The sequence below is a fragment of the Microbacterium sp. NPDC080005 genome (genome assembly GCF_040702445.1).
Classification (GTDB): domain Bacteria; phylum Actinomycetota; class Actinomycetes; order Actinomycetales; family Microbacteriaceae; genus Microbacterium; species Microbacterium oleivorans_D.
In genome coordinates, this window is sequence record NZ_JBFBLD010000002.1 from 950,460 (window position 1) to 972,573 (window position 22,114).

At 70.5% G+C, this 22,114-nt stretch carries 25 protein-coding genes; 12 read left to right on the plus strand and 13 right to left on the minus strand.

Features of this window, described 5'->3' with window-relative positions:
- Position 1: 1 nt before the first annotated feature.
- Positions 2-1,231: a type II secretion system F family protein gene (locus AB0259_RS11440; protein WP_366221594.1), complete on the plus strand. Its 1,230-nt coding sequence runs from the start codon at positions 2-4 to the stop codon at positions 1,229-1,231.
- Here the strand turns inward: AB0259_RS11440 and AB0259_RS11445 are convergent, their stop codons facing one another.
- The 9 genes from AB0259_RS11445 to AB0259_RS11485 form a co-directional block, all read right to left on the minus strand.
- Entirely contained in the window at positions 1,232-1,900 is a 669-nt protein-coding gene (locus AB0259_RS11445) for a hypothetical protein (protein WP_366221593.1), read from the minus strand.
- Complete coding sequence (locus AB0259_RS11450; protein ID WP_366221592.1) at positions 1,897-2,550, minus strand: hypothetical protein; 654 nt, start codon at positions 2,548-2,550, stop codon at positions 1,897-1,899. The genes AB0259_RS11445 and AB0259_RS11450 overlap by 4 nt, the downstream gene beginning before the upstream one ends.
- Positions 2,547-3,566 carry a pilus assembly protein PilM gene (gene pilM / locus AB0259_RS11455; protein WP_366221590.1) on the minus strand — a complete coding sequence of 340 codons (1,020 nt, stop codon included), beginning with the start codon at positions 3,564-3,566 and terminating at the stop codon, positions 2,547-2,549. The genes AB0259_RS11450 and pilM overlap by 4 nt, the downstream gene beginning before the upstream one ends.
- Positions 3,566-4,399 (minus strand): prepilin peptidase, encoded by an 834-nt coding sequence (locus AB0259_RS11460; RefSeq protein ID WP_366221589.1) that lies wholly within the window; start codon positions 4,397-4,399, stop codon positions 3,566-3,568. The genes pilM and AB0259_RS11460 overlap by 1 nt, the downstream gene beginning before the upstream one ends.
- Positions 4,396-5,988, minus strand: coding sequence for a hypothetical protein (locus tag AB0259_RS11465; protein ID WP_366235827.1), 1,593 nt, complete (start codon positions 5,986-5,988; stop codon positions 4,396-4,398). The genes AB0259_RS11460 and AB0259_RS11465 overlap by 4 nt, the downstream gene beginning before the upstream one ends.
- Positions 5,985-6,608: a prepilin-type N-terminal cleavage/methylation domain-containing protein gene (locus AB0259_RS11470; protein ID WP_366221587.1), complete on the minus strand. Its 624-nt coding sequence runs from the start codon at positions 6,606-6,608 to the stop codon at positions 5,985-5,987. The genes AB0259_RS11465 and AB0259_RS11470 overlap by 4 nt, the downstream gene beginning before the upstream one ends.
- Entirely contained in the window at positions 6,605-7,027 is a 423-nt protein-coding gene (locus AB0259_RS11475) for a prepilin-type N-terminal cleavage/methylation domain-containing protein (protein ID WP_251583360.1), read from the minus strand. The genes AB0259_RS11470 and AB0259_RS11475 overlap by 4 nt, the downstream gene beginning before the upstream one ends.
- Before the next feature lie 76 nt (positions 7,028-7,103).
- On the minus strand, positions 7,104-7,475 hold the full coding sequence (locus tag AB0259_RS11480) for a prepilin-type N-terminal cleavage/methylation domain-containing protein (RefSeq protein ID WP_366221584.1): 372 nt from the start codon (positions 7,473-7,475) through the stop codon (positions 7,104-7,106).
- 155 nt (positions 7,476-7,630) lie between these two features.
- The gene (locus AB0259_RS11485) at positions 7,631-8,182 is read right to left on the minus strand and encodes a GNAT family protein (RefSeq protein WP_366221582.1); all 552 of its coding nucleotides are present in this window, start codon (positions 8,180-8,182) and stop codon (positions 7,631-7,633) included.
- A 166-nt stretch (positions 8,183-8,348) separates the two neighbouring features.
- On the opposite strand from AB0259_RS11485, the gene dnaK reads away from it, so the two are divergent.
- Genes dnaK through AB0259_RS11505 form a run of 4 tightly spaced genes read left to right on the plus strand, consistent with a single transcriptional unit; the run spans position 8,349 to position 12,254 of the window.
- Positions 8,349-10,208 carry a molecular chaperone DnaK gene (dnaK, locus tag AB0259_RS11490; protein ID WP_251583356.1) on the plus strand — a complete coding sequence of 620 codons (1,860 nt, stop codon included), beginning with the start codon at positions 8,349-8,351 and terminating at the stop codon, positions 10,206-10,208.
- Between the two features lie 2 nt (positions 10,209-10,210).
- The gene (locus AB0259_RS11495; protein ID WP_366221580.1) at positions 10,211-10,810 is read left to right on the plus strand and encodes a nucleotide exchange factor GrpE; all 600 of its coding nucleotides are present in this window, start codon (positions 10,211-10,213) and stop codon (positions 10,808-10,810) included.
- 15 nt (positions 10,811-10,825) lie between these two features.
- Entirely contained in the window at positions 10,826-11,803 is a 978-nt protein-coding gene (locus tag AB0259_RS11500; protein ID WP_251583339.1) for a DnaJ C-terminal domain-containing protein, read from the plus strand.
- A gap of 10 nt (positions 11,804-11,813) precedes the next feature.
- Positions 11,814-12,254: a MerR family transcriptional regulator gene (locus tag AB0259_RS11505; protein WP_366221578.1), complete on the plus strand. Its 441-nt coding sequence runs from the start codon at positions 11,814-11,816 to the stop codon at positions 12,252-12,254.
- A gap of 34 nt (positions 12,255-12,288) precedes the next feature.
- Here AB0259_RS11505 and AB0259_RS11510 read toward each other — a convergent pair whose 3' ends face one another.
- The gene (locus AB0259_RS11510) at positions 12,289-12,879 is read right to left on the minus strand and encodes a hypothetical protein (protein WP_251583329.1); all 591 of its coding nucleotides are present in this window, start codon (positions 12,877-12,879) and stop codon (positions 12,289-12,291) included.
- Between the two features lie 31 nt (positions 12,880-12,910).
- Between AB0259_RS11510 and AB0259_RS11515 the strand changes: the two genes are divergently transcribed.
- From AB0259_RS11515 to AB0259_RS11525, 3 genes are all read left to right on the plus strand, one after another.
- A complete protein-coding gene (locus AB0259_RS11515; protein WP_366221576.1) occupies positions 12,911-14,125 on the plus strand; it encodes an endonuclease/exonuclease/phosphatase family protein in 1,215 nt (404 codons plus the stop codon).
- A 147-nt stretch (positions 14,126-14,272) separates the two neighbouring features.
- Entirely contained in the window at positions 14,273-15,472 is a 1,200-nt protein-coding gene (locus AB0259_RS11520) for a glycosyltransferase (RefSeq protein ID WP_251583325.1), read from the plus strand.
- A 1-nt stretch (position 15,473) separates the two neighbouring features.
- Positions 15,474-16,568 carry a glycosyltransferase family 1 protein gene (locus AB0259_RS11525; RefSeq protein ID WP_366222698.1) on the plus strand — a complete coding sequence of 365 codons (1,095 nt, stop codon included), beginning with the start codon at positions 15,474-15,476 and terminating at the stop codon, positions 16,566-16,568.
- Here AB0259_RS11525 and AB0259_RS11530 read toward each other — a convergent pair whose 3' ends face one another.
- The 3 genes from AB0259_RS11530 to AB0259_RS11540 are packed head-to-tail and all read right to left on the minus strand — an operon-like array spanning position 16,569 to position 17,338.
- Positions 16,569-16,775 (minus strand): hypothetical protein, encoded by a 207-nt coding sequence (locus AB0259_RS11530; RefSeq protein ID WP_366221574.1) that lies wholly within the window; start codon positions 16,773-16,775, stop codon positions 16,569-16,571. It abuts the gene before it with no gap.
- Positions 16,776-16,799: 24 nt separating this feature from the next.
- Positions 16,800-17,180, minus strand: a complete 381-nt coding sequence (locus AB0259_RS11535) for a hypothetical protein (protein ID WP_366221572.1) — start codon at positions 17,178-17,180, stop codon at positions 16,800-16,802.
- A 26-nt stretch (positions 17,181-17,206) separates the two neighbouring features.
- The gene (locus AB0259_RS11540; protein WP_285876468.1) at positions 17,207-17,338 is read right to left on the minus strand and encodes a hypothetical protein; all 132 of its coding nucleotides are present in this window, start codon (positions 17,336-17,338) and stop codon (positions 17,207-17,209) included.
- A 97-nt stretch (positions 17,339-17,435) separates the two neighbouring features.
- On the opposite strand from AB0259_RS11540, the gene AB0259_RS11545 reads away from it, so the two are divergent.
- The 4 genes from AB0259_RS11545 to AB0259_RS11560 all read left to right on the plus strand — a co-directional run bounded on the left by AB0259_RS11545 (position 17,436) and on the right by AB0259_RS11560 (position 22,106).
- Entirely contained in the window at positions 17,436-18,419 is a 984-nt protein-coding gene (locus tag AB0259_RS11545) for a helix-turn-helix domain-containing protein (protein WP_366222696.1), read from the plus strand.
- Between the two features lie 48 nt (positions 18,420-18,467).
- A complete protein-coding gene (locus AB0259_RS11550; protein ID WP_366221571.1) occupies positions 18,468-20,684 on the plus strand; it encodes an AAA family ATPase in 2,217 nt (738 codons plus the stop codon).
- Complete coding sequence (locus AB0259_RS11555; RefSeq protein WP_366221570.1) at positions 20,681-21,214, plus strand: GNAT family N-acetyltransferase; 534 nt, start codon at positions 20,681-20,683, stop codon at positions 21,212-21,214. The genes AB0259_RS11550 and AB0259_RS11555 overlap by 4 nt, the downstream gene beginning before the upstream one ends.
- 61 nt (positions 21,215-21,275) lie before the next feature.
- A complete protein-coding gene (locus AB0259_RS11560; protein ID WP_366221569.1) occupies positions 21,276-22,106 on the plus strand; it encodes a UbiA family prenyltransferase in 831 nt (276 codons plus the stop codon).
- Positions 22,107-22,114 lie beyond the last annotated feature (8 nt).

Sequence of the window (22,114 nt, forward strand, 5' to 3'; positions counted from 1 at the left end):
CGTGCCCCTCGAGGAGTATCAGTGGCGCGCGGTGAGCGCCGCCGGCGGCGAGGCCAAAGGCGCGCTCGAAGCGGCGAGCCAGAGTGCCGTCATCGCGAAGCTGAAGGCGCAGGGGCTGACGCCCCTCAGCGTCGTGCCGCTGTCGAAGACCGGGCTGAACCGCGAGATCTCGCTACCCGGGTTCGAGCGTCGCGTCGCGACGAAGGACTTGGCCGTCTTCGCCAAGCAGTTCGCCGGCCTCATCCACGCCGGCCTGCCGCTCATGCGCGCCCTGTCGATCATCGCCGACCAGACGGAGAACAAGCGGCTCGCCTCGGCTCTGGTCGCCGTGCAGAGCGACATCGAGTCCGGACGGTCGTTCTCGGCGGCGCTCGCCGCGCAGCCCGCGGTCTTCCCGCCCCTGCTGGTCAGCCTCGTCAGCGTCGGAGAGACCGGCGGATTCCTCGCGGAGTCGCTCGACGCGATCGCCCGTTCTTATCGCTCCGACGTCGATCTGCAGCAGAAGATCAAGTCCGCGATGACCTATCCGCTCATCGTCCTCGTCATCGCCGTCATCGGGGTCATCGCGATGATCACCTTCGTCGTGCCCATCTTCGAGGGCATGTTCGCCAGCATGGGCGGCGAGCTCCCGGTGCCGACGCAGATCCTCGTCGTGCTCTCTCGGAACATGGCCTGGATCCTCCCCGTGCTGATCGTCCTGTCCATCGCCGGGGCTGTCGGATCTCAGCGGGTCAAGAACACCGATCGGTTCCGCGGCATCGTCGACCCTTTCCTGCTCCGGATGCCGGTGTTCGGCTCCCTGGTGACGAAGATCGCCGTCGCCCGCTTCGCGCGGAACCTCTCGATGATGCTGAAGGCCGGCGTACCGCTCATGCAGGCGCTCGATCTCGTCGGGAGGGCGGCGAACAACAAAGCCGTCGAAGACGCGCTGCAGAGCGTGCGCGAGTCCATCCGACTCGGGCGGTCGTTCTCGGCGCCGCTCGCCAAGGCGGCGGTCTTCCCGCCTCTTGTCGCGCAGATGGTCTCGGTGGGCGAGGAGTCGGGATCGCTGCCCGACATGCTCGAGAGCATCGCGGACTTCTACGAGACCGAGGTCAACGCGGCCTCCGAACAGCTGACCAGCATGATCGAGCCGATCATGATGACGATCCTCGGCCTGCTGATCGGCGGCATGGTCGTCGCGCTCTACATGCCGATGTTCACCATGTACGACCAGCTGGGCGCCCAGTAGTCAGGGACTCGAGAACGCGAGCACCGTCGCCGTCAGCGTCACGCCGTCCTCCGTTGCCTGCGTCACGCTCGCCTGCGTGACGGCGACGGCGCGGGGCCCTGCCCGGAGGGCGTCGAGCACGCGGGTCGCGGCGTCGACGTCGGCCGCCTCGATCACGACGGTGACCGCGATCTGGATGGGAGCGGACGGGTCCGATGCGGCCCCGGCTGCCGTCGCCTCCGGCGTCTCTGCCGCCGTCTGCCCGCCCGGCTCGGCACCGCCCGCCTCCGCGGGGGCGTCAGCTGCGCTCGCCGCCCCGGCCGGATCCGTCGCCTCCTCGGACCGGATCGCGAAGGGCTCCGCCGTCGCCGGCGTGAGGGTGGTGACACGGCCCCCGTGCGCCTCCGCCGCGCTGAGGGCCAGGTAGAGGACGTCGTCGAGATGGGGCGCCGCGGGTATCGCCGCCCGCAGACCCTCGACATCCGCATCGAGCGCCGCCATGTCGGCCGACTGGGAGCGGAGCGTGTCGAGGAGGATCTCCTGCGTGCGGTTCTGCTGCGCCACGTCGTCGGCGGCGGAGGCCGTCGTTCCCGCCGCCGACAGCAGGGGCAGTGCGCACACGACTATTCCCAGGACGAGCACGGCGACGGCCGCGGCGGCGCCGATCAGGTTCACGAGCTGCTTGGTCATCGCGCGGCCTCCTCGTCGTAGTCGCCCGAATACACCGTCTGATCGAGGTCCACGCGGATGGAGTAGGTGAAGAGGTCCTCCGCCGAGGTCAGCGCCTCCACGTCGGCGGCCCGCATCCCGGTCGACGACCGGACGTCACGGGTCACCTGCACGAAGTCGATGGGGGCGGGGCTCGTGAAGGTGATCGTGCCCGAGACGCCCGTCGCCGTCGCCGGGTCGCCGTCCGGGACGGGAGCGGGTCCGGCGTCGAGGCTGTAGCCGGTGATGCTGACGCCGGGGGGCAGTCGGTCGGCGACGAGCTCGACGACACGACGCCACTCGAGGTCGCCCGCCATGGCGTCCCGCCGCATCCCCTGCAGCGCGGTGCGGTCGGCGAGGGCCTCGCTGACGTCGGAGAGCTCCGCGATGCCGCTGAGCAGAGCGGCGGTGCGGGACTGCTCGGTCGCCAGTCGGAGGTCCGCGGTCATCTTGTAGGCGAAGGCTCCGGCGATGGCCAGCACGGCGACGCCCGTGCACGCGAGGCCGACGAGCAACCAGAGGCGTGCGCGGGCGAGGGTGTCGCGCCGTCGTATCTCGGAGGGGGGAAGGAGGTCGACGCGAGGCAGTGACCCGACCCGGAGGCTGGGGGTGCGCGAGGCGAAAAGGGTCACCGGATGCCTCCCAGGAGCAGCGACGCCGTGCCGGCCATCCGCGTGGCGAGCTCGGGTGCGAGGGCGAAGGTCCGCGAGGTCGCGATGAGGTCGGTCGCGACGACGGGTGCGACCGGCGTCTCGGTGACGCGGGCCACGGCGTCGACCAGGCGCTCGTGGTCGGCGTGGAGTCCGGCGATCCAGGCACGGTCGATGGGCACGGCGTCGGGGCGGTCGCGGTAGAAGTTCACGGTCCCCCGAAGGCGGCCCACCAGCTCGATGAGCGCCGCCTGGACGTCCGGGTCGAGTGCTCGCGGTCCGACGGCAGCGGCCCGCCTCGTCCGGCGCAGCGCGGGTTCGGCGTCGGGAGTCGGGGGTCCGTGGGGGGTGTCCGCGTCGGGGTCCCCGGCGGGCACGATGTCGAGGGGCACCACGCGGACGAACCTGGGCACCCCGTCCGTCGCCACCACGATGTGGGTCGTGTGCTCGCCGATCCCGAGGAACAGCCCGGTCTCGCCCGGCGCCCCGAGAGCCGCCAGGGCGCGGGCGTAGCCGAAGGCGAGGAGGTCGATCGACGTCGCGCGCAGCTTGGCGTGCGCGAGCGCGCCCACGAGCTCCTCCATGTGCTCCGCGACCGCTGCGACGAGCAGGCCGTGGACGCCCTCTGCATCCTGCCGCGTCGGCACGAAATCCAGTACGGCCTGATCGACGGGGACGGGCAGACGGTCCTGGACCTCGAACGGCAGCGCCTGCCGGATGTGATCGGGATTGCTCAGCTGGGTGGAGTGCTCCCGCACGAGGATGCGGCGATTGCCGACACCGAGCACCACCTCGCGGCTCGAGATGCGGGCATCCGCCCACAGGCGCTGGAGTGCCACGGCCACGGCGTCCCGATCGAGGATCTCGGAGTCCTTCGCCGCGCCGGGCGGCAGCGCCACTTCGCCGGCGGTGATGATCACCGGCGCACGGCCGATCGTCGTCTCGACGGCGCGGACACCCGCCTCCGTGATCTCCAGCGCCACCTGCGTCTTCGCCATCATGCTCCTCCGTACAGCGAGCTGTAGGCCGTGCTCAGGGTGTCCCCGGCGAAGACCCCGATCCACGCGCCGACGACGATCCACGGTCCGAAGGCGATCGCGGTCCGCCGACCGGCGCGCCCGCGGGCCATCAGGGCGATGCCGACGGTTCCACCGACGACGAACGCGGCGAATGCGCCGACGAGCAGTGGTCCCCAGCCGAGCCAGCCGAGCATGAGGCCGACGACCGCGGCGAGGCGGACGTCTCCGCCTCCCATTCCGTCCGGACGGATGAACCTCAGCGCGGCGTAGAACCCCCACAGCGAGACCGCGCCGAGGCCCGCTCTCAGCAGGGCTCCCCAGTCGGCTCCCGCGAGGCACGCCGCGAGGAGGAGTATCGCGCCGACGAGCAGTGCCGGTCCCGTCACGGCGTGAGGCAGCCGCCGGGTGTCCAGGTCGATGAGCGTCAGGACGATGCCGCACGCGGCGAACCACAGGAACGCGGCGAGCACGAGCAGTCGGGCGGGCAGGGGTGCCGGCGCCGCGGCTGTCGTCGCCGACCACCACAGGGCGACCGCGGCGAACGCGAGGCCGGTCGTCAGTTCGACCAGCGGATAGCGCACCGAGATGGTGCCGCCGCACGAGGCGCAGCGGGCGCGCAGCAGCATCCACGACAGCACCGGGACGTTCTGCCACCACAGCACCCGCGCTCCGCAGCCCGGGCAGCGGCTCGGGCGCAGCAGGGAGTGGCCGGCGGGGAGCCGGTACGCGACGACGTTGAGGAACGACCCGACGACGAGGCCCAGGACGCCGATGGATGCGACGAACGGCACGAGAAGGTAGAGCGGCGTCATCGTGCCCCCACGTCCCGCCGTGAGACGACGGTGCCGAGCGCGTAGTCCCCGGTCTCCACGACGACGGGCGTCCCGCCGTACCCGCCGTCGGGAGGGGCCATGCCCGGCAGGCCCATGAGCTCGCCCTTGATGGTGATCTGCCCGCCCGAGTTGAAGCCGTTCGTGTACAGCGACCCGAGCAGCACGCCGCCGCCCGAGACCGACAGCCGGCAGGGGGTGTAGACCAGTGAGCGGACGCCCTCGAGGTTGGCGCCGTTGGTGTCGAAGTTGGTCGCCGTCGCCCCGAGCGGGCACGAGGGCTTGCCGTCGGCCACCGTGTCCTCGGTGACGAAGAACACCTTCGGCGCGGCGCCCGCGGCGGATCGCATCGTCAGGCCGGTGGTGTTGAACTTCTTGGCGAGGAGCACGACGTTCGACGCTTTGATCGTCGGCGCGGGGCTGCCCCCGGCGTTCGAGGTCAACTGACTGCAGGCACGGCCGTCCACGACGACCGTGCCGGTGTAGTTGGCGAGGTCCTTCCATCCCTGGTTGGCGAAGGTGCCGTTGTTCTCGTTGAAGTAGCGGCACGAATCCGTCGACATCGTCGAGACGTCACGGAGGGTGATGACGGCAGCGCCCGGCCAGTCGGATGCCCGGTAGACGTAGTCGAACCAGCCGGGCAGGCCCGGAGCTGGGACGGGGCTGATCGAATCGCTCTTCACGACACCGCCGTCGATGCGGCCGCCGTTGATCGACGGCGAGTGCGCCGTCGGCAGCGTGACGCGGCCCTCGATCACGCGGTCGTTGACGGTCACCTCCCCTCGCGCGGTCGCGTCGGCGCGGAACGGCGCGCCGCTCCACAGGAGGTCCAGGGCGCCGTTGACCCGCACGCTCGAGCGCGGGCCTCCCGCCCGCCCCACCGTGCTGTTGATCTTGGACGTCCCGGTGCCGGCCGCCAGGATGTCGCCCAGCACCGTGGTCGCTCCGCCGTTGAAGGTGACGTTGCCCGCGGCGTAGAGGTCGCCCGTGATGTTGCAGCCGTCCGACGACGTGACATCGCCGCCGACGATGAGGTTGCCCGGGATCGTGAGCCGGCAGCCGAATGGTCCTTTCACCGACACGATCTGCGGCTCGTTGCCGCCGTGGGCGAGCAGGGTGACCTGCCCCATGGTCGAGCCCTCGTAGAGCACCAGACCGACGGGCGTGAGCGACGGATCGACGACCTCGGTCGTCTCGGGGACGAGGCTGTACACGGTGCGGACGGTCGCGGACGAACCGTCCGCCGTGCCGATGGCGGTGAGGGTGACCGAGCTCCGGGTCTCGTCGCAGACGACGGTCGCGGTGTAGGACGCGCCGCCGCCGCTGCCGGGGATGTCGCCCGGAGGCACCTCGGTCGCGCAGACCTCGTCCGCTTTGGCCGCTGCGACGGCGGCCGCCATGCCGGCGTCTGCGGCCGACTGGGCCTGCAGACTGCCGCGGACGCCGACGGCCGTGGCCGTCGTGTTGACGACCGCGGCGGACAGCGTCACCACGATGAGGCCGAGCACGAGCGCGACGATGATCACCGTGATGAGGGCTGCGCCGTCGTCGTCGGCCCGCGTGCGGCTCACCAGCATCGCGCGGTCCCCTCGTGGCGGGCACGGACGACGGCCGAACCCGCGACGGATGCCGAGTCGCCGGAACTCAGGCGAGGTTGCTGCGACGTCGACACGGCCAGATTCCACGACGCGCGACCCGCGGCGACGGTGAAGTAGGCCGCTCCCGGAGCCGCAGGTCTCACGCTCTCGGCGAGCGCGCCCCACGCTGCGGTCGGCTGCGGCGGCGACGCGGCGGCCGACAGAGGAGCGTAGGAGCGGGTGCGGAGCTCGAAGAGACCGTCCGCGCCGGAGCGGCGGCCACCGGCATCCGTTGTCTCGAGGTCGGTGACCGCCCAGGCGCGGCACGTCCAACCCGACTCGCCCGTGGCCACGAGGGCGCGCAGCACCGCACCGCCCGCAGCGGGCGATTCGACCGTGACCGAGGCGGCGGTGCGGAGGCTGGTGGTCAGCGAGGTGCTGATCGCCTGCACCCGCCCGGTGGCGAGGTCGCGGTCACGGGTCGCCGCGGTCGCCTGAAGCGTGGTGGCCAGGATGGTCGCGACGAGTGCGAGCAGGACCGACCCGACGAAGACGGCGATCATCAGCTCGACGAGCGTCATGCCCGCGTCGTCCTCCGCCGGCTCGCCCGTCACGGGGCGGTCACCACGATCTTGGTCGCCATCGTGACGAGGGCGGCGGCGGGGTCGGATGCCGCAGGGTCCCGCACGTCGACGGTGACGGTGAGGGCGGCGGGGTAGGCGGTCGGGCAGCTCGCCGCCGAGGAGCGGGCGACGAGGCCGGTGTCGGCGGGATCGACGGTCGTCGTCGCCGCCGCGCGGACGGCGGCGCAGGAGTTGGCGGCCTCGTCGGGGAACCGGGCCCGCATCGCGGCCAGTTCGGACGAGGCGAACGCGTTCGCGGCGACGCGGTCGCGGTTGCCGGCGCTCAGCGTGGTCGCCTGCACGGCGAGAGGGAGGATTGCCATCGCGATCACGGCGAACAGCAGCATCGCGACGACCACCTCGACGAGGCCGAAGCCCTCGTCGGAGTCGGGGGTGCGCGTGCCGGTCATGGGTGACCTTCGGGGGAGGAGAAGGCGGAGGCCGGGCCGACGCTGGGGGACGTCGACCCGGCCGGGGGTGGTTCGGTCAGCAGCCGGGGCCGGCCGAAGCTGTGTCAGTAGTTCCAGCGCGGGTGGCGGTCACGCAGAAGTCACCGACGGATGAGCCCGTGGTGGCGAACGTGAACTCCCCATCGTTTCCGAGACTCGTGAGCGCCGAGTTCGCGGCCGTAACGGTGTCGCCCTGAGCGACATCAGACGCAACCTGAGACGCGGCGTTTCCCGCAACCGACTCGAGCGCGCTGGTTTCAGCCTGATCCTGCAATCCGAGGAATACGGGCACGGCGATCGCAGCGAGGATGCCGAGGATGACGACGACGACGATGAGCTCGATGAGCGAGAAGCCGGACTCGCCGGTCTCCTCCTTGCGACGCTTCAGGGCGTCCAGGTAGTTCTTCATGCTTTCTCCGATGCGGTGGGGGCCGACGCGGGTGCGGGGGAGCGCATCCGCCAGGGAATCCACTGTCGCGAGGCCACCTCAGATCGCCATTACTGCGGCGGTCAGCGCTTCCTCAGCCTTTGCTCAGGTCGCGGCGGGTCACCGGAGAGTCGGGGTCAGCCGCCCGTCGGGAGATCCCAAACGACCGGGGTGACGGTGCCGTCGCGCCAGTCGCGGCGCAGGATGCTGTACGCGACGGATGCCACGAGCCGCCCGTCGTCCACGGGCCAGCCTTCGCGGTAGTAGGCCTCCTGGACCCACCCGCACCGGAGGAACACGCGCCGCATCGCGATGTTGTCCTCCCGCGTCTGCCCTTCGAACCTGTTGACCTCGGGCATCGTCGTGAACACATGGTCGCTCGCGGCGCGCAGCACCTCCGCGGCCAGCCCGCGCCCGCGATGCGCGGTGTCGAGGCGCAGGTCGAACAGAGGTGCATCGTCACTCAGGTCCTCGAGGCGGAAGAAGCCGAGGCGGCCGTGCTCGTCGGAGTCGATCCAGAACGACGCGTGGTCCTCGTCCGCGTACGCGCCGTCGTCGATCGCCCGTGCGATCTGCTCCGCCGTGGGATTCGTCCGCACGTGGAACGGAAAGGACTGCGAGCTCATGAAGGCGATGAGCTCGTCGCGGTCGGAGCCCGTGGGGTCGAGGGGTGTGAAGCGGATCGACATCCGTCCACGCTAACCGGCATCCAGCCTGCAAACTTGATATGGGTGGACTCAAGTTGCTTTGACACCGGGAGACCGTCGGAGTAGCCTTGAGTCATCGCGGCTCAGGTTGTGGCCAGGGCCGCGGAGAGACTTCAGATCTACGCAACGCCACACGAAGGAGAATCACATGGCACGTGCAGTGGGAATCGACCTCGGAACGACCAACTCGGTCGTCGCCGTCCTCGAAGGTGGCGAGCCGAAGGTCATCGCCAACGCCGAGGGTCTGCGCACGACCCCCTCGGTCGTCGCATTCACGAAGGATGGCGAGGTGCTCGTCGGTGAGACCGCCAAGCGCCAGGCCGTCACGAACGTCGACCGCACCCTGACCTCCGTCAAGCGCCACATGGGCACCGACTGGAAGACCCAGGCGATCGACGGCAAGAACTACACGCCGCAGGAGATCTCGGCGCGCATCCTCCAGAAGCTGAAGCGCGACGCCGAGCAGTACCTGGGCGACACGGTGACGGATGCCGTCATCACCGTCCCCGCCTACTTCAACGACGCCGAGCGGCAGGCCACCAAGGAGGCCGGTGAGATCGCGGGCCTCAACGTGCTCCGCATCATCAACGAGCCCACCGCCGCTGCGCTCGCCTACGGTCTCGACAAGGGCAAGGAGGACGAGCTCATCCTCGTCTTCGACCTCGGTGGTGGAACCTTCGACGTCTCCCTCCTCGAGGTGGGCAAGGATGACGACTTCTCGACCATCCAGGTGCGGGCCACCGCCGGTGACAACCGCCTCGGTGGTGACGACTGGGACCAGCGCATCGTCGACTACCTGATCAAGCAGTTCAAGGACACCAGCGGCGTCGACGTCTCGAACGACAAGATCGCCCTGCAGCGTCTGAAGGAGGCTGCGGAGCAGGCGAAGAAGGAGCTCTCCAGCTCGCAGTCGACCTCGATCAACCTGCCCTACCTCTCGCTGACCGACTCCGGCCCCGTGTCGCTGTCCGAGACGCTGAGCCGCGCCAAGTTCGAGGACCTCACCAAGGACCTGCTCGACCGCACCAAGAAGCCGTTCGAGGACGTCATCCGCGAGGCCGGCATCAAGGTCGCCGACATCGACCACGTCGTGCTCGTCGGTGGATCGACGCGTATGCCCGCCGTGAGCGAGCTCGTGAAGAAGGAAGCCGGCAAGGAGCCCAACAAGGGCGTCAACCCGGACGAGGTCGTCGCCGTCGGCGCCGCCCTGCAGGCCGGTGTCCTCAAGGGTGAGCGCAAGGACGTGCTGCTCATCGACGTCACCCCGCTGAGCCTCGGTATCGAGACCAAGGGCGGCATCATGACGAAGCTCATCGAGCGCAACACGGCGATCCCGACCAAGCGCAGCGAGACCTTCACGACCGCCGACGACAACCAGCCGTCGGTCGCCATCCAGGTCTTCCAGGGCGAGCGCGACTTCACCCGCGACAACAAGCCGCTCGGGACGTTCGAGCTCACCGGCATCGCGCCGGCACCCCGCGGCATCCCGCAGATCGAGGTCACCTTCGACATCGACGCGAACGGCATCGTGCACGTGTCCGCCAAGGACAAGGGCACGGGCAAGGAGCAGTCGATGACGATCACCGGCGGCTCGTCGCTGCCGAAGGACGACATCGAGCGCATGGTCCGCGAGGCCGAGGAGCACGCGGCCGAGGACAAGAAGCGCCGCGAGGCCGCCGAGGTCCGCAACCAGGCCGAGACGCTCTCGTACTCGATCGAGAAGCTGCTGAGCGAGAACGCCGACAAGCTGCCCGAGGACGTCAAGACCGAGGTCCAGGGCGACGTCGACGCACTCAAGACCGCGCTCGCCGGCGACGACGACGACGCGGTCAAGAACGCGTACGACAAGCTCAACTCGTCGCAGACCAAGATCGGCGAGGCGATCTACGCCGCGAGCCAGGCCGAGGCCGCGCAGGCCCCGACCGACGCGCCGGCCGGCGAGCAGGCGGCATCCGATGAGGACGTCGTGGACGCTGAGGTCGTCGACGACGAGGACGAGAAGAAGTAAGCATGGCGGACAAGGACTTCGACAAGCCGGACGACGGCGACGAGGTCGCGGACTCCGGGGCTGCCGACCAGGCGGCCCCGGAGGGCGCCGCCGAGGGTCCCGACACGCAGCCCGAGCAGTTGACGGTCGACGACATCCTCGGGGCCGCCCAGTCCGACGAGGCCGCCGTCGCCGATGCTCCCGCCGACGAGCACGACCTCGTGCTCGACCTCAAGCGCGTCCAGGCCGAATACGCCAATTACCGCCGCCGCACCGAGGAGCAGCGCGAGGTGGAGATCGCGCGCGCCAAGGGCTCGGTCGCCAAGGGGATGCTGCCGGTCCTCGACGACCTCGACCGCGCCGAGAAGCACGGTGACCTCCAGGAGGGGACTCCGCTCGCCGCGATCGCCGACAAGATCCGCGCCGTCGTCGCCCGTCTGGGCGTGGAGCGCTACGGAGCAGCCGGTGAGGCCTTCGACCCCCAGCAGCACGAGGCGATCTTCCAGGCGCCGACCCCCGGCACCACCGAGGCGACGATCCTCGAGGTCGTCGAGGTCGGCTACCGCCTGGGAGACCTCGAGCTGCGTCCTGCCAAGGTCGTCGTCGCCGTCCCGGCCGAGTAAGGGAAGGGAGGGGCAATGGCCAGTCAGGACTGGTTCGACAAGGACTTCTACAAGGTCCTCGGTGTGTCGAAGGACGTCTCGGATGCCGAGTTGAAGAAGACGTACCGCAAGCTGGCGCGCACCTACCACCCCGACTCGAATGCGGGGGATGCCGCGGCCGAGGCGAAGTTCAAGGAGATCAGCGAGGCGTACTCGGTGCTCAGCGACAAGGAGCAGCGCGCCGAGTACGACCAGCTGCGCGCCATGGGCTCGGGAGCACGCTTCCAGCCCGGCGCCAGCGGCGGCGGGTTCGAGGACGTCTTCAGCCGGTTCTCGACCGGCGGCGGTCAGCAGGCCGACTTCGACGACCTGTTCGCGATGTTCGGTCAGCAGGGCGGCGGCCGGTTCGGCTCGGGCCGCTTCGGGCAGTCCAGCGGTGGGTTCCGCGGTTTCGGCGGCCCGCAGCGCGGTTCGGACGTGACCGCCCGCACGACGCTGGACTTCACGACCGCCGTGAAGGGCGACACGATCACCCTGCAGGGTGAGGACGGCAAGCCGATCAAGGTCAAGATCCCCGCGGGGGTCTCGGACGGCCAGAAGATCAAGCTCCGCGGTCGTGGCCGCCCCTCGCCGGACGGCGGGGAGGCCGGTGACATCGTGCTGACGGTCGGCGTGCGCCCGCATCCGGTCTTCACGCGCGAAGGACTGAACCTCCGCATCCACGTCCCCGTCACGTTCACCGAGGCGGCCCTCGGCGCGACGATCGAGGTGCCCACGCTCGGTGGCGATGTCGTCAAGCTGCGCGTCGCTCCCGGGACCCCGTCGGGGCGCGTGCTGCGCGTCAAGGGGCGCGGAGTGCAGACCACGAAGGGCACCGGCGACCTCCTCGCCGAGGTGCAGGTCGCGGTTCCCACGCACCTCGACGGACCGGCGCGCGAGGCGTTGGAACGCTTCCACGAGCTGGAACCCAAGGAGAATCCCCGCGCCGATCTGATGGCCAAGGCGCGCGAGTGAGGTGAGAGGCATGGCGAACGAGCAGGTCGACGAAGAAGCGCCGATCCTCGCGATCGCGGTGGCTGCCGAACTCGCCGGCATGCACCCGCAGACGCTGCGCCAGTACGACCGGCTGGGACTCGTGGTACCGGCGCGCACCCGGGGCGGGTCGCGCCGGTACTCCCTCCGGCACGTCGCGCAGCTGCGCGAGGTGGCGCAGATGTCGGCCGACGGCGTGAGCCTGCCCGCCATCTCACGCATCATCGAGCTGGAGAACGAGGTGCGGATGCTGCGCCGCGAGGTGACGGGGCTGCAGGCGCGCCTGCGCGACGAGGTCGCCGCCCGCCGGGGCGCCCGGGTCTTCGCAGCGGGCGCGACCGGCTCGGTCGTCACGCTCCGCCAGGGCACCCGCGTGCGCCGCGCGACGGACGTCGTGCTGTGGCGCCCGCATCCGCCCCCGTCCGACGACTGACGTCGGGTCGGCGACCGCCGGCGGATGCCGGGGGTCAGGCGGGGTCGATGCGCAGGGTGCCGGGGCCCTCGCCGACCGTCAGGTCGTCGACCAGGCGCAGGGAGCGGGCCAAGGCGTCGACGGCGGGGATGACGGTGCCGAACCGCTCGCGGTCGGAGACGACCGCGGTCAGCGTGACCAGGTGCGTGCCGGTGTCCCAGGTGTAGGACGCGAACGGCGTCTGCCGGGGGTTCGGCGGCAGCGGCATCTCGAGCTTCTCGCCCACGCCGAGCGGCGAGCCCGTGAACGTGACGGTGTCGTCGTACTCGATCGGCATGCTCGCGCGCATCGTGCGCAGCTGCGGCGTGAGCTCCTGGACCTGGGCCATCGCGACGAGGAGCTCCGGGTCCTCCTTCCACACCCAGGCGAGCAGTCGTCCGTCGGCTCGGCGCATCAGCGCGGGGATCGCCTGGCTCATCGCCCACGCGGCGACCCTGCTGCCGGGCTGCTCGCGCCCGAAGGCGGCGTTGGCCTGGGCGAGCAGCATCCCGATCGCCTTCTTGCGGGCGCGTCGTCCACGGAACCCGAAGGACCCGGTGATCGGGACCCATCGCGCCGGGTCCGCCTGGGCAGAGATTCGCGTCATGCCGACCAGCGTAGGTTGCTATCATCCGCCTATGCTGCGCGTCCCCCACGCTCGCGGCGCCGTCGCAGTGGTCGTCGCGATCGCGCTCGCCCTCGCCCTCCCCGTCTCCCCCGCCTCCGCCGCGGCCGTCGTGCCCGCCAAGCCCGGGCTGGTGAATTACGTCGGAGCCTCGACGACGTCACTGACTGTCGACTGGGCGGACATCCCGGGCGCCACGAGCTACTACGTCTACGCGAACACCAGTCACGACCTGGTCACCCGGCCCGCCCAGCCGATCAACCAGAAGGTCACGTCCTCGAAGGCGACCGTGACCGGACTGAAGCCAGGGGTGGCCTACTTCATCCAGGTCCGCGGCGTCTCGTCGGCCGGGATGGGTCCGCGCTCGTCCCCCGTCGCGCACGAGACGATCACGGCGCAGGCGAGCCTGCCGTCGACGTGGCCGAGCTACCACGCGGTGAGCTGGAACGTCTGCTCCAACGTCTGCTCGGGCTTCTCGTCGCGCAAGACCGTCATCGACAAGAGGATCGCGGAGCTCGCCCCGGACATCGTCGGACTCCAAGAGGCGTCGAAGTACACCGCCGCGCCGTCGGGCTACCGCTTCGCCTACAACGGGCAGAACGACATCCTCATCCGCAACGGCCGCTTCACCCCCGTCGCGGCGAAGTCCGGCGGCGCGACCTCCGGCGCAGCGGTCTTCGCGTCGACCTACGCACCCGCCGGCAAGGGGATGTCGTGGGCCGCCGTCCGCCACAGTTCGGGTGCCTACCTGCTCGTCGTGGACACGCACCTCGTGGTCGGCACCTCGGCATCCCTCGTCCGTCAGCGCGAGTACGAGGCCGGCAAGCTGGCGGATGCGATCTCGGCGACGCTCACGAAGCTCAACAAGACCCACCGGTCGCTCACCGACTGGACGAAGGCGCCGGTCATCGTCATGGGCGATTTCAACACGCACAAGTCCCGCACGGGCGACAAGACCATGACGATCCTCGAGCAGCGCGGATGGCACGACGCGTACGACCAGGCGCGCGTGCTCAGCCTGCAGCACTACAACACCGCGAACCCGTCCATGTCGCTCACCCCGTTCGTCAGCGTCACGTGGGGCGACCACATCGACAAGGTGCTCGTCCGGCCGTCGCGGTCGGTCGTGTTCCGGTGGGCGAACGCGGGCAAGACGGCGAACGGCAAGTGGATCGGGCCCCTCGGGTCGGACCACCACCCGCTCTCGGTGCGCCTCGGTCTGCGCTGACCCGGGGCGAGGCGCGCCGGGACCCCGGCGGGTGACTGCCCGGTCCCGGGCTAGAATCGAGCCCCGGCGCCCCCGCATCCCTGCGCCCCACCGGCGGGAAGAGACAGTCCCGCCATCGACGCACAGATTGGCCCGTACCCCGTGACCATGACGCCCCCGGACGATCCCGCTTCTGCGCGCGGACCCCTCACCATCGCGATCGCCGCCGACACGTTCGCGCCCGACGTCAACGGCGGCGCACGCTTCACCGAGCGCCTCGCGGCCGGGCTGGCGGAGCGCGGTCACGACGTGCACGTCGTGACGCCGAGCGTCGGCCACCGCAACCACGGCGTGTTCACCGAGGACATCGAGGGGCAGTCGCTCACCGTCCACCGTCTGCCCGGCTGGCGCTACCGGCCCCACGACTGGCTGCGCTTCGTGCTGCCGTGGCGCGGCAAGCACTACGCGCGGCAGATCCTCGACACGGTGGACGTCGACGTTGTGCACAGCCAGTCGCACATCGTCATCGGTCGTGCGCTGACACGCATCGCGAACCAGCGCGGCATCCCGGTCGTGGCGACGAACCACATCATGGCCGACAACATCCTCGACTTCACGCTGCTGCCGAAGTTCCTCTACGACATCTTCCTCAAGATCGCGTGGGCCGACGCGGAGCGCACCTTCAAGATGTCGCGCGCGGTCACGACCCCGACGCGCAAGGCCGCGGAGTTCCTCGAGAGCACGATCGACATCCAGGGTGTCATCCCGATCAGCTGCGGCATCCGCAAGAGCAACTACACACCGGACCTCGCGCCGCGTGAGAAGCGCCGGCGCGTCCTGTTCGTCGGACGCCTCACGACCGAGAAGCACGTCGAGGTCACCCTCGAGGCGATCGCGAAGCTGCCCGACCTCGACATCGAGTTCGAGATCGTCGGGGGCGGCGACCAGCGCAAGAACCTCGGACAGGTCACGCAGCGCCTCGGCCTCGAGGACAGGGTCACGTTCCGCGGACGGGTGTCGGAGGACGAGCTGCGCGCGGCGTACACCCGTGCCGACGTCTTCGTCATCGCCTCCGTCGCCGAGCTGCAGTCGATCGCGACGATGGAGGCGATGGCCTCCGGCCTTCCCGTCGTCGCGGCGAACGCCGTCGCCCTGCCGCACCTCGTGCACGACGGCGAGAACGGCTACCTCTTCGAGCCCGGGAACGTCGAGGAGCTCGCGGCGAAGATCCGCACCGTGCTGACCGCCGATCAGGCCGAGTACTCGCGCATGCAGCGGGCGTCGCTCGACCGCGTCGACATGCACGACATCGAGCGCACCCTCGACACGTTCGAGAAGCTCTACCGCGGTGAGCCGCTCGACGCCTGACATGCGGCTGTTCTTCGACGCGCGCTACATCCGCACCGACTTCCACGACGGCATCAGTCGCTACTCCGCGGAGCTCGCGCAGGCGGTGTGGGATGCCGCATCCGCCCACCGCACCGAGGTCACCTACCTCATCCACGACGAGCGCCAGCGCGCGTTCCTGCCGGAGGGTGCCGTCACGCTGACGATCCACTCGCCGACGTCGGCCAAGGAACCGCTCGCCGCGCTGCTGCTGAACCGCCATCGACCGGACGTGCTGTTCTCGCCGATGCAGACGATCGGGTCCGCGGGACGGCGGTTCCGCCTGATCCTGACGCTCCACGACACGATCTACTACCGGCACCGCACACCGCCGCGCGCATTGCCCTGGTACGTCCGGCTCGGATGGCGGCTGTTCCACCTGTCGTACTGGCCGCAGCGTTGGACCCTCAACGCCGCAGACCTCGTCGCGACGGTGAGTGAGACGAGCGCACGCCAGTTCGCGCGGGTGCGGCTGACGAAGCGACCGGTCGTGGTGATCCCGAACGCGCCGCAACGGCTCGCCGGACTCCTGCCCGAGGGGACGGCGGTGGGCGCGGGTCCGGTGCGGAACCTCGTCTACATGGGGTCGTTCATGCCGTACAAGAACGTCGAGACGCTCGTGACGGCGATGCGTCAGCTGCCCGAGCACACGCTGCATCTGCTCTCGCGCATCGCGCCCGAGCGTCGTGCCGAGCTGACCGCCCTCGCGGACGGGGCGTCGGTCGTGTTCCACAACGGGGTGACGGATGCCGCCTACGCGGCGGTCCTCGCCGATGACGCCGCCCTCGTCACGACGAGCCTCGACGAGGGCTACGGTCTGCCGGTCGCCGAGGCGCTGGAACTCGGGGTGCCCGCGGTCGTGACGGACATGGAGATCTTCCGCGAGGTGGCGGGCGACGGTGCGCTGTACGTCGATCCCCTCGATCCGGATGCGGTGGCGAGGGCTGTGCGATCGCTCGACGAGCCCGGCGTGCGCGAGCGGCTCATCGAGGCGGGGACCGCCCACATCCGCACGTTCGACTGGGGTCGGTCGGCGCACATCCTGCTCGCGGCCGCGCGCGACCTCGTCACGCGCTGATCAGATCGGGCCTCCGGCGTTGTGGCGACCGTCGACGTAGACCGCGGTCCCCTTCGCGAGGCGCGCCTGCGACTCGGCTTCGCGCCGCGCGGCCGCGCCCGGTCCCTCGGCGTCGATGACAGCGCGGTCGCGTCGTGAGCGACGCGCCGCCACGAACAGGCTCGTGGCGATGACGGCGGCGACAGCGACGGCGAATCCGATCTCCATGGCCGGATCCTAACCGACCCGGGGTCAGTAGAGGGCGGAGCCGATCGTGGATGAGGCGAAGCTCAGCACGGTGCCGACGATCTGCGCGGCGGCGAGGCCGATCGCGATCCCGCCCAGGAGGCGGTTGCCGACGTTCCGTCGCGCGGCGAGGATGCCGAGGACGAGCGCGACGGCCGCGACCAGGCAGGTGAACAGCGCGAAGGCGGCGTTGGCGACACCGGCGAGGGTGTAGTTCGACGACGTGTAGAGCGAGATCGAGATCGCGGGCCACAGCCCGCCGAGGAGGATCGGCACAGCGCCGACGATGACGGCCGCGACGGCGAGGCCCCGAGCAGGCGCCGGCGGTGCCGTGCGGTAGGGCTGCTGCGGATAGGGCGGTTGCGACGGCGGGATGGGGACGCTCATGGGGATCCTCTCGCGAGGACCCGAGTCTAGGGGAGCCGGGGAGCCCGGGGGCAGGTCGGCTGGCGACGGTAGCCGTCGACGGCGACGAGGCGGATCGCGCCGATGACGGCGGCCACGATGACGAACAGGAGGGCGATGAGGAGGAGTGCGGCGGTCATGGCAGAAACGCTATGATTGGCGGTATCCTGCCACGAGTGGCCGTGGAGACATCGGTCGCAGGAATCCTGCCAACGCCTGTCCCGGAGGTCCGTCGTGATCCGCACCGTCGCCTGCATCGTTCAGCCGGGCTTCGCGCCCTTCGAGTTCGGGCTCGCCTGCGAGGCCTTCGGGCTCGACCGCAGCGACGACGGCATCCCGAACTTCGACTTCCGGATCGTGACCCCCGCACCCGGGGCCGTGCCGAGCAACCTGGCGTTCTCGATCAACGTCGACCAGAACCTCGCGTTCGCCGATGAGGCGGACGTCGTGGTCGTGACCCCCATCCCGCGCGAGGCGTGGGCGAGCGTCGACGAGCGAGTGCTCGATGTCATCCGGCGTGCGGTGGACCGCGGCGCGTGGGTGCTGACGGTGTGCAGCGGGGCGTTCGCGGTCGCGGCATCCGGCGTGCTCTCGGGGCGCCGCGCGACGACGCACTGGCGATACGCCGAGACGATGGCCCGCATGTACCCCGACATCGAGGTCGACCCGAACGTGCTCTACGTCCAGACGGATCGCATCATCACGAGCGCCGGGACCGCTGCCGGTCTCGACGCGTGCCTGCACCTGCTGCGCATCGAGCTCGGCGCCGAGGCGGCGAACACCATTGCACGCCGCATGGTCGTGCCCCCGCAGCGCGACGGCGGGCAGGCGCAGTTCATCGCAGCGCCCCTGCCGGTGTCGACGTCGCTCTCGCTCACGCCGGTGACCGATTGGATGCTGCAGAACCTGAGGCTCGATCTGTCGGTCGATCAGCTGGCGGCCAAGGCGCACATGTCGCCGCGGACCTTCGCGCGCCGCTTCAAGGCCGACTACGGCACGACACCGGGCGCATGGCTGGGACGGCAGCGGATCCTGCACGCACAGCGGCTGCTGGAGCAGACCGATCTCGGGCTCGATGCGATCGCCTACGAATGCGGGTTCGGATCCGCAGCCGTGCTGCGCCAGAACTTCGCGCGGGTGCTGGGGACGACGCCGACGGCCTATCGCGCCCGATTCGCCTGCGCAACGGAACTCGTCGGCGCCGGTGAGATGGCGTCGTGATAAACTTGAGTCAGATAGGCTCAAGTTTGAAGCGACTTCCAGGAGCAGATGATGAACGCACAACCGGCCCCCGGGCAGGGTGAGCAGGGCAGCGCCCTCGAACAGTTCGGCATCAACCTCACCGACCGCGCCCGGCAGGGCAAGCTCGACCCCGTCATCGGTCGGGACGGCGAGATCCGCCGGGTCAGTCAGGTGCTCACGCGGCGTACGAAGAACAACCCCGTCCTCATCGGTGATCCGGGCGTCGGCAAGACCGCCGTCGTCGAAGGCCTCGCGCAGCGGATCGTCGCCGGCGACGTCGCCGAATCGCTCAAGGGCAAGGAGCTCATCGCGCTCGACATCTCCGCTCTGGTCGCCGGGGCGATGTACCGCGGCCAGTTCGAGGAGCGCTTGAAGAGCGTCCTGAAGGAGATCACCGAATCCGAGGGCCGCGTCATCACCTTCATCGACGAGCTGCACACCCTCATGGGCGCCGGCGGCGGCGAGGGGTCGGTCGCGGCATCCAACATGCTCAAGCCCATGCTCGCGCGCGGCGAGCTGCGCTTGATCGGCGCGACGACCCTCGACGAGTACCGCGAGTTCATCGAGAAGGACGCCGCGCTGGAGCGACGCTTCCAGCAGGTGTACGTCGGCGAGCCGAGCGTCGAGGACACGATCGCGATCCTCCGCGGTCTCAAGGAGCGCTACGAGGCGCACCACAAGGTCGCCATCTCGGATGGCGCGCTCGTGGCCGCTGCCGCGCTCTCGAACCGGTACATCCCGGCGCGGCAGCTGCCCGACAAGGCGATCGACCTGATCGACGAGGCGGCGTCGCGGCTGCGGATGGAGATCGACTCCGCGCCACTCGAGATCGACGAGCTGCGGCGGCACGCCGACCGGCTGAAGCTCGAGGAACTCGCGCTGAAGAAGGAGAAGGACGACGCCTCGAAGGAGCGTCTCGCGGCGCTGCGGGATCAGCTCGTCAAGGTGCAGCAGGAGCTCGACGACCTGCAGGCGCGGTGGGAGCGCGAGCGCGCGTCTCTGAACGCTGTCGGCGATTACAAGACGCGGCTGGACGCGCTCCGCGTCGAGGCCGAGCGCGCACAGCGCGAGGGCGATCTCGAAAGGGCGTCACGGCTGCTCTATGCCGAGATCCCGGCGCTCGAGCGCAAGCTGGCCGAGGCCGAGAAGGCCGAGGGTGCCGTCGGCGACGGCGCCGAGCGGATGGTGGGCGACCGGGTGACCGAGGAGGACATCGCGGAGGTCATCGCGGCGTGGACCGGCATCCCGGTCGGAAAGCTGCTGCAGAGCGAGAGCGCTCGGCTCGTGCACCTGGAGTCGGAGCTCGGCAAGCGCCTCATCGGGCAGAAGCCGGCCGTGAAGACGGTGTCGGATGCGGTGCGCCGTTCCCGCGCGGGCATCAGCGACCCGAACCGGCCGACGGGGTCGTTCCTGTTCCTGGGGCCGACGGGTGTCGGCAAGACCGAGCTCGCAAAGGCCCTGGCGGAGTTCCTGTTCGACGACGAGCGCGCGATGGTGCGCATCGACATGAGCGAGTACGGCGAGAAGCACGCCGTGGCGCGGCTGGTCGGTGCCCCTCCGGGGTACGTCGGGTATGAGCAGGGCGGTCAGCTGACCGAGGCGGTGCGGCGCCGGCCGTACTCCGTCGTGCTGCTCGACGAGGTCGAGAAGGCCCACCCCGAGGTGTTCGATGTGCTGCTGCAGGTGCTCGACGACGGTCGGCTGACCGACGGTCAGGGCCGCACGGTGGACTTCACGAACACGATCCTCGTGCTGACGAGCAACATCGGCTCGCCCGTGCTGATCGACCCGACGCTGACCGACGAGACCAAGCGCGAGCAGGTCATGACGATGGTGCGGCAGGTGTTCCGCCCGGAGTTCCTGAACCGTCTCGACGACGTCGTCATGTTCTCGCCGCTGACCGAGTCCGATCTCGCGCAGATCGTCGAGCTCGCGGTGTATGCGCTGCAGCGTCGTCTGCGAGAGCGTCGCCTGACGCTCGCGGTGACGCCGGACGCGCGGGCCTGGCTCGCGGAGCGGGGATACGACCCGCTGTTCGGCGCGCGGCCGCTGCGGCGGCTCATCCAGTCGGAGATCCAGGACCGGCTGGCGATGGCGCTGCTGTCCGGTGGCGTGCACAATGGCGACGTCGTGCGCGTGGATGTGGCGGTCGACGGGTCGCAGCTCGTGCTGACGAGCAGCGGGCCGTCGCCGGCGGACCCGACCGACGACGACGTGATCGACGCGGAGCTGCTCGACGGATGACCTCGCTCGGTGCGGGGGTGCTGCTGCGTGAGCCGGCGGTGGCGGATGCCGCCGCCCTCGCAGAGGCGTACCGCCGCAACCGCGAGCGCCTCGCGCCCTGGGAGCCGGTGCGCGCCGAGTCGTTCTTCACCGAAGCGGGGCAGCGAGCCGAGCTCGAGGCGGTGCTGCGGGATCGGACCGCCGGGGTCGCGGCGCCGTTCCTGCTCGTGGCGGGGGAGCGCGTCGTCGGGCGGGTGAACCTGTCCGGCATCGTGCGGGGCGCCGCGCAGAGCGCCAACCTCGGGTACTGGATCGACGCGGAGTTCGCCGGCCGCGGCGTCATGACGGCGGCGGTGGATGCGGTGGTGCGCGCCGCCGCAGGCGAGTGGGGTCTGCATCGGGTGCAGGCCGGCACGCTGCTGCACAACGCGCCGTCGCAGGCGGTGCTGCGCCGGTGCGGGTTCACCGAGATCGGCGTCGCCCCGCGGTACCTGAAGATCGCCGGACGCTGGCAGGATCACCTGCTGTTCCAGCGGATCCTCGAGGACTGAGGCGGGCGCGGGCTGTCAGCCATGCGGCATCCGGCCGACCCGCGGCGTGAAAGGATCGAGCATGCGAACCGCCCGGGCCCTGTGGGGTGCCACCCACCCCGGTCCCTCGATCGTGGTCACGGTCCTCTCGCTCGCGCTCGGCCTCGCGGCGGGACTCGAGCCGTGGCGCCTCGTGATCCTCGTCGTCGCGGTGTTCGCCGGTCAGATCTCGGTCGGGCTGTCCAACGACGCGATCGACCTGTTCCGCGACGCGACGGTCGGCCGGTCGGACAAGCCCCTCGTCCGCGGCGACACCCGCCTCCGCACCGCCTGGATCGCGGCGTTCGTGTCGCTGGCCGTCGCCATCGTCCTGTCCGCCGTCCTCGGATGGGGGATGCTGCTGGCGCACGTCGTCGCGCTCGTCTCGGCGTGGGGCTACAACGCCGGGCTGAAGGCGACGCCCGCCTCTCTCCTCCCGTTCCTCGTCAGCTTCGGCATCTTCCCCTCTCTCGCCACCCTCTCGGCCGCCGATCCGCAGCCGGCCGCGGTCTGGGCCACCCTCGCGGGCGCCGTCCTCGGTGCCGCCGTCCACCTCACCAACGTCCTGCCCGACCTCGACGACGACCACCGCACGGGCGTCCGCGGCCTGCCGCACCGGATCGGGGCCGCGGCATCCGTCCTCCTCGCGGTCGTCGCCATCGTGGCTGCGGCGATCGCGGTTTTCGTCGGCAGCCTCGCCGACGGCGCGCCGGTCGCCGCGATGATCCCGTTCGCCGTCGGCGTCGCGCTCATCGCCGCCGCGGTCGTGGTCCGGATGCGGCGGCGCGGGCCGGACCGCGTGGGATTCCGGCTCGTGATGGCCGCTGCGCTCGTCCTCGCGGTGCAGCTCGTCACGGCATCCGCTCTGTCCTGACTCGCGCT

Excerpts from the sequence above, each read along its gene's own strand:
- AB0259_RS11445 (WP_366221593.1), bottom strand. The coding sequence starts at position 1,900 with ATGACCAAGCAGCTCGTGAACCTGATCGGCGCCGCCGCGGCCGTCGCC.
- pilM (WP_366221590.1), bottom strand. The coding sequence starts at position 3,566 with ATGGCGAAGACGCAGGTGGCGCTGGAGATCACGGAGGCGGGTGTCCGC.
- AB0259_RS11460 (WP_366221589.1), bottom strand. The coding sequence starts at position 4,399 with ATGACGCCGCTCTACCTTCTCGTGCCGTTCGTCGCATCCATCGGCGTC.
- AB0259_RS11475 (WP_251583360.1), bottom strand. The coding sequence starts at position 7,027 with ATGACCGGCACGCGCACCCCCGACTCCGACGAGGGCTTCGGCCTCGTC.
- AB0259_RS11480 (WP_366221584.1), bottom strand. The coding sequence starts at position 7,475 with ATGAAGAACTACCTGGACGCCCTGAAGCGTCGCAAGGAGGAGACCGGC.
- AB0259_RS11485 (WP_366221582.1), bottom strand. The coding sequence starts at position 8,182 with ATGTCGATCCGCTTCACACCCCTCGACCCCACGGGCTCCGACCGCGAC.
- dnaK (WP_251583356.1), top strand. The coding sequence starts at position 8,349 with ATGGCACGTGCAGTGGGAATCGACCTCGGAACGACCAACTCGGTCGTC.
- AB0259_RS11495 (WP_366221580.1), top strand. The coding sequence starts at position 10,211 with ATGGCGGACAAGGACTTCGACAAGCCGGACGACGGCGACGAGGTCGCG.
- AB0259_RS11500 (WP_251583339.1), top strand. The coding sequence starts at position 10,826 with ATGGCCAGTCAGGACTGGTTCGACAAGGACTTCTACAAGGTCCTCGGT.
- AB0259_RS11505 (WP_366221578.1), top strand. The coding sequence starts at position 11,814 with ATGGCGAACGAGCAGGTCGACGAAGAAGCGCCGATCCTCGCGATCGCG.
- AB0259_RS11510 (WP_251583329.1), bottom strand. The coding sequence starts at position 12,879 with ATGACGCGAATCTCTGCCCAGGCGGACCCGGCGCGATGGGTCCCGATC.
- AB0259_RS11515 (WP_366221576.1), top strand. The coding sequence starts at position 12,911 with ATGCTGCGCGTCCCCCACGCTCGCGGCGCCGTCGCAGTGGTCGTCGCG.
- AB0259_RS11520 (WP_251583325.1), top strand. The coding sequence starts at position 14,273 with ATGACGCCCCCGGACGATCCCGCTTCTGCGCGCGGACCCCTCACCATC.
- AB0259_RS11525 (WP_366222698.1), top strand. The coding sequence starts at position 15,474 with ATGCGGCTGTTCTTCGACGCGCGCTACATCCGCACCGACTTCCACGAC.
- AB0259_RS11530 (WP_366221574.1), bottom strand. The coding sequence starts at position 16,775 with ATGGAGATCGGATTCGCCGTCGCTGTCGCCGCCGTCATCGCCACGAGC.
- AB0259_RS11535 (WP_366221572.1), bottom strand. The coding sequence starts at position 17,180 with ATGAGCGTCCCCATCCCGCCGTCGCAACCGCCCTATCCGCAGCAGCCC.
- AB0259_RS11540 (WP_285876468.1), bottom strand. The coding sequence starts at position 17,338 with ATGACCGCCGCACTCCTCCTCATCGCCCTCCTGTTCGTCATCGTGGCC.
- AB0259_RS11550 (WP_366221571.1), top strand. The coding sequence starts at position 18,468 with ATGATGAACGCACAACCGGCCCCCGGGCAGGGTGAGCAGGGCAGCGCC.
- AB0259_RS11555 (WP_366221570.1), top strand. The coding sequence starts at position 20,681 with ATGACCTCGCTCGGTGCGGGGGTGCTGCTGCGTGAGCCGGCGGTGGCG.
- AB0259_RS11560 (WP_366221569.1), top strand. The coding sequence starts at position 21,276 with ATGCGAACCGCCCGGGCCCTGTGGGGTGCCACCCACCCCGGTCCCTCG.